Consider the following 5,786-nt stretch of genomic DNA (forward strand, 5'->3'; position numbering starts at 1 on the left):
TTTGGTATTAAGAGCCTGACGATGACCTACTCTCACATGGGCGAACCACACTACCATCGGCGCTGGTCTGTTTCACTTCTGAGTTCGGGATGGGATCAGGTGGTTCCAGACCGCTATGGTCGTCAGGCAAAACGGATGATCACTGGGAAGGACGAGATGGAACGTGATGTTGATTTCTGTGGAGCCTGGCGTTTGCCCTGCTCTGCGTTATCCGCAATTGTCTTGGGTGTTATATAGTCAAGCCGCACGAGCAATTAGTACTGGTTAGCTCAACGCCTCACAGCGCTTACACACCCAGCCTATCAACGTCCTGGTCTTGAACGGCTCTTCAGGAGGCTCAAGGCCTCAGGGAGATCTCATCTTGGAAGGGGCTTCCCGCTTAGATGCTTTCAGCGGTTATCCTGTCCGAACATAGCTACCGGGCAATGCGTCTGGCGACACAACCCGAACACCAGCGGTTCGTCCACTCCGGTCCTCTCGTACTAGGAGCAGCTTTCCTCAAATCTCCAACGTCCACGGCAGATAGGGACCGAACTGTCTCACGACGTTCTAAACCCAGCTCGCGTACCACTTTAAATGGCGAACAGCCATACCCTTGGGACCGGCTTCAGCCCCAGGATGTGATGAGCCGACATCGAGGTGCCAAACACCGCCGTCGATGTGAACTCTTGGGCGGTATCAGCCTGTTATCCCCGGAGTACCTTTTATCCGTTGAGCGATGGCCCTTCCATACAGAACCACCGGATCACTATGACCTACTTTCGTACCTGCTCGACGTGTCTGTCTCGCAGTCAAGCGGGCTTGTGCCATTACACTAACCGTACGATGTCCGACCGTACTTAGCCCACCTTTGTGCTCCTCCGTTACGCTTTGGGAGGAGACCGCCCCAGTCAAACTACCCACCACACAGTGTCCTCAACCCCGATAAGGGGTCAGAGTTAGAACCTCAAACATGCCAGGCTGGTATTTCAAGGTTGGCTCCACCGGAACTGGCGTCCCGGGTTCAAAGCCTCCCAGCTATCCTACACAAGCATGCTCAAAGTTCACTGTGAAGCTATAGTAAAGGTTCACGGGGTCTTTCCGTCTAGCCGCGGATACACCGCATCTTCACGGCGATTTCAATTTCACTGAGTCTCGGGTAGAGACAGCGCCCCCATCGTTACGCCATTCGTGCAGGTCGGAACTTACCCGACAAGGAATTTCGCTACCTTAGGACCGTTATAGTTACGGCCGCCGTTTACCGGGGCTTCGATCAAGAGCTTCGCACGAGTGCTAACCCCATCAATTAACCTTCCGGCACCGGGCAGGCGTCACACCCTATACGTCCACTTACGTGTTTGCAGAGTGCTGTGTTTTTAATAAACAGTCGCAGGGGCCTGGTATCTTCGACCGGCTTCCGCTCCACCCGCAGGGGCTTCACGTACACACCGGCGTGCCTTCTCCCGAAGTTACGGCACCATTTTGCCTAGTTCCTTTACCCGAGTTCTCTCAAGCGCCTTGGTATTCTCTACCTGACCACCTGTGTCGGTTTGGGGTACGGTCTCGAATAGCCTGAAGCTTAGAAGATTTTCCTGGAAGCAGGGCATCAATGACTTCGCGCCCTTGGGCACTCGTCGTCGCGTCTCAGGATTGTGGACCCGGATTTGCCTAAGTCCACTCCCTACTCGCTTAAACCGGGACAACCGTCGCCCGGCTCACCTAGCCTTCTCCGTCTCTCCATCGCAGCTATCCAAGGTACGGGAATATTAACCCGTTTCCCATCGACTACACCTTTCGGTCTCGCCTTAGGGGCCGACTCACCCTGCGCCGATTAGCGTTGCGCAGGAACCCTTGGTCTTCCGGCGTGCGGGTTTTTCACCCGCATTGTCGTTACTCATGTCAGCATTCGCACTTCTGATACCTCCAGCATGCTTCTCAACACACCTTCGCAGGCTTACAGAACGCTCCCCTACCCCGCATACAAAGTATGCAGCCGCAGCTTCGGTGACCAGTTTGAGCCCCGTTACATCTTCCGCGCAGGCCGACTCGACTAGTGAGCTATTACGCTTTCTTTAAAGGATGGCTGCTTCTAAGCCAACCTCCTAGCTGTCTGAGCCTTCCCACATCGTTTCCCACTTAACTGGTACTTTGGGACCTTAGCTGGCGGTCTGGGTTGTTTCCCTCTTCACGACGGACGTTAGCACCCGCCGTGTGTCTCCCGGATAGTACTCACAGGTATTCGGAGTTTGCATCGGGTTGGTAAGTCGAGATGACCCCCTAGCCGAAACAGTGCTCTACCCCCTGTGGTATTCGTCCGAGGCGCTACCTAAATAGCTTTCGGGGAGAACCAGCTATCTCCGGGCTTGATTAGCCTTTCACTCCGATCCACAAGTCATCCCCTGGCTTTTCAACGACAGTGGGTTCGGTCCTCCAGTGCCTGTTACGGCACCTTCAACCTGCTCATGGATAGATCGCCCGGTTTCGGGTCTATGCCCAGCGACTAATTCGCCCTATTCAGACTCGGTTTCCCTACGGCTCCCCTAAACGGTTAACCTCGCCACTGAACATAAGTCGCTGACCCATTATACAAAAGGTACGCCGTCACAGAACAAGTCTGCTCCGACTGCTTGTACGCATACGGTTTCAGGGTCTATTTCACTCCCCTCACAGGGGTTCTTTTCGCCTTTCCCTCACGGTACTGGTTCACTATCGGTCAGTCAGGAGTATTTAGCCTTGGAGGATGGTCCCCCCATGTTCAGTCAACGTTTCTCGTGCGCCGACCTACTCGATTTCACTGGACTCAGGTTTCGGATACGGGGCTATCACCCACTATGGCGGCACTTTCCAGAGCCTTCTCCTACCAGTTGTCCAGCTTAAGGGCTGGTCCCCGTTCGCTCGCCGCTACTTAGGGAATCTCGGTTGATTTCTTTTCCTCGGGGTACTTAGATGTTTCAGTTCCCCCGGTTCGCCTCTTACACCTATGGATTCAGTGTAAGATACCTGGCCGAAACCAGGTGGGTTTCCCCATTCAGAGATGTCCGGATCACAGCTCGTTTGCCAGCTCCCCGAACCTTATCGCAGGCTTCCACGTCTTTCATCGCCTCTGACTGCCAAGGCATCCACCGTATGCGCTTAGTTGCTTGACTATATAACCCCAAGACAACTGATCACGATTCAGCATCCTTTACCAGGCAAGCCTGATACAGAACCCTGTTTCGAGACAGTCACTTGAAGCAATATAACAACCACTTCAACGACAACACCGGATAACGCTTGAAATCGCTATCACTTTGAACAGTTTCTCTCGGAGATAATGAGAGAAATCTATTCGTGTTCTATCTCGTCCAATTTGTTAAAGAGCAAATCTGACCCAGTGATCAGAAAGGAAGGCTTCATCGATATGAAACATTCGTTTCTGTACACTGACTTTCGTCAGTAAAGTTTGGTGGAGCTAGGCAGGATCGAACTGCCGACCTCCTGCGTGCAAGGCAGGCGCTCTCCCAGCTGAGCTATAGCCCCAGAACTTGTCCAGCTTCCGTTACCCGTCGTTGCAACATTCGTTCGCTGCGGTCATGACCCATCGAGGGTCACTCCCTTACTCACTCAAGCTGCGCCTAGGTTAACGAAACCTGACCTGCGCTCTGCTATCGCCTCCAAGACCAGAATTTTGCTGATCTAGGCGTCGAAGTGCGCCGCATAGCCTGCTATGCAAGTGCTTCGACAACGACGAGCAGTGAAATTCTGGTGGGTCTGGGTGGACTTGAACCACCGACCTCACCCTTATCAGGGGTGCGCTCTAACCACCTGAGCTACAGACCCAATTATCACTGCATCTTGTGCCACCTGAGCTGCGTTACAGCCTTCGTTCACTCGGTCACGTACTCATGTACGCTCCCTCGCTCTCTCAGCCTGCGCCTTGTCAGCTGTCACAATCTACAGCGCTAATGCCTGCTTCACTTTAATGTGACACAGTCATCGGGCCTGCATAGACCCTTTTGCTCTCTTTATTAGTCAACCAAGTAATTCGTGTGGACTCTGACCGAAGCATTCGGCTTCGTTTAAGGAGGTGATCCAGCCGCAGGTTCCCCTACGGCTACCTTGTTACGACTTCACCCCAGTCATGAACCACACCGTGGTAATCGTCCTCCCGAAGGTTAGACTAACTACTTCTGGTGCAATCCACTCCCATGGTGTGACGGGCGGTGTGTACAAGGCCCGGGAACGTATTCACCGCGACATTCTGATTCGCGATTACTAGCGATTCCGACTTCACGGAGTCGAGTTGCAGACTCCGATCCGGACTACGACGCGTTTTAAGGGATTGGCGCACTCTCGCGAGTTGGCAGCCCTCTGTACGCGCCATTGTAGCACGTGTGTAGCCCTGGCCGTAAGGGCCATGATGACCTGACGTCATCCCCACCTTCCTCCGGTTTGTCACCGGCAGTCTCCCTGGAGTTCTCAGCATTACCTGCTAGCAACCAGGGATAGGGGTTGCGCTCGTTACGGGACTTAACCCAACATCTCACGACACGAGCTGACGACGGCCATGCAGCACCTGTCTCAGAGTTCCCGAAGGCACCAATCCATCTCTGGAAAGTTCTCTGGATGTCAAGGCCAGGTAAGGTTCTTCGCGTTGCGTCGAATTAAACCACATGCTCCACCGCTTGTGCGGGCCCCCGTCAATTCATTTGAGTTTTAACCTTGCGGCCGTACTCCCCAGGCGGTCAACTTAGTGCGTTAGCTGCGCCACTAAGACTTCAAGAGTCCCAACGGCTAGTTGACATCGTTTACGGCGTGGACTACCAGGGTATCTAATCCTGTTTGCTCCCCACGCTTTCGCACCTCAGTGTCAGTGTTGGTCCAGGTAGCCGCCTTCGCCACTGGTGTTCCTTCCTATATCTACGCATTTCACCGCTACACAGGAAATTCCACTACCCTCTACCACACTCTAGTCAGACAGTTCGAAATGCCGTTCCCAGGTTAAGCCCGGGGCTTTCACATCTCGCTTACCTAACCACCTACGCGCGCTTTACGCCCAGTAATTCCGATTAACGCTTGCACCCTCCGTATTACCGCGGCTGCTGGCACGGAGTTAGCCGGTGCTTCTTCTGCGAGTAACGTCAATCCCTGAAGGTATTAACTTCAGAGCCTTCCTCCTCGCTGAAAGTGCTTTACAACCCGAAAGCCTTCTTCACACACGCGGCATGGCTGGATCAGGGTTGCCCCCATTGTCCAATATTCCCCACTGCTGCCTCCCGTAGGAGTTCGGGCCGTGTCTCAGTCCCGATGTGGCTGATCATCCTCTCAGACCAGCTACGGATCGTCGCCTTGGTAGGCCTTTACCCCACCAACTAGCTAATCCGACTTAGGCTCATCCAGTAGCGCAAGGTCCGAAGATCCCCTGCTTTCTCCCGTAGGACGTATGCGGTATTAATCCGGGTTTCCCCGGGCTATCCCCCACTACTGGGCAGATTCCTAAGCATTACTCACCCGTCCGCCGCTCGTCAGCGGGGTGCAAGCACCCCCTGTTACCGCTCGACTTGCATGTGTTAAGCCTGCCGCCAGCGTTCAATCTGAGCCATGATCAAACTCTTCAGTTTAAATCATACAAGAACTCGAAAGTTCTTAATTCTTGCTCAAGACAAAACTCAATTTCGACGAGTCACTGTCCTGATATTTCGTATCCGAAATACCTCGGCCAGCGCCCACACGAATTACTTGGTTAACTTTTTAAAGAGCGTTTGAGCTGTTGCTCAATCAAGGCCGCGTATTCTACATCGTTCCGCTGCCCTGTCAACCGTTTATTT

Annotated in this window: 2 tRNA genes and 3 rRNA genes; all 5 read right to left on the bottom strand. The window is 53.5% G+C overall.

Going from position 1 to position 5,786, the window contains the following annotated elements:
- Positions 1 to 13: 13 nt before the first annotated feature.
- The 5 genes from rrf to C7H10_RS01180 all read right to left on the bottom strand — a co-directional run bounded on the left by rrf (position 14) and on the right by C7H10_RS01180 (position 5,579).
- Positions 14 to 127, bottom strand: a 5S ribosomal RNA gene (gene rrf, locus C7H10_RS01160).
- Between the two features lie 106 nt (positions 128 to 233).
- Positions 234 to 3,125 (bottom strand): 23S ribosomal RNA (locus C7H10_RS01165).
- A 297-nt stretch (positions 3,126 to 3,422) separates the two neighbouring features.
- Positions 3,423 to 3,498, bottom strand: a tRNA-Ala gene (locus tag C7H10_RS01170).
- A gap of 223 nt (positions 3,499 to 3,721) precedes the next feature.
- Positions 3,722 to 3,798 (bottom strand) — tRNA-Ile (locus C7H10_RS01175).
- A gap of 240 nt (positions 3,799 to 4,038) precedes the next feature.
- Positions 4,039 to 5,579: ribosomal RNA gene (locus tag C7H10_RS01180) — 16S ribosomal RNA — on the bottom strand.
- The 16S, 23S and 5S rRNA genes sit together here with 2 tRNA genes alongside, the layout of an rRNA operon.
- Positions 5,580 to 5,786 lie beyond the last annotated feature (207 nt).

This window comes from Marinobacter shengliensis, assembly GCF_003007715.1.
GTDB lineage: Bacteria > Pseudomonadota > Gammaproteobacteria > Pseudomonadales > Oleiphilaceae > Marinobacter > Marinobacter shengliensis.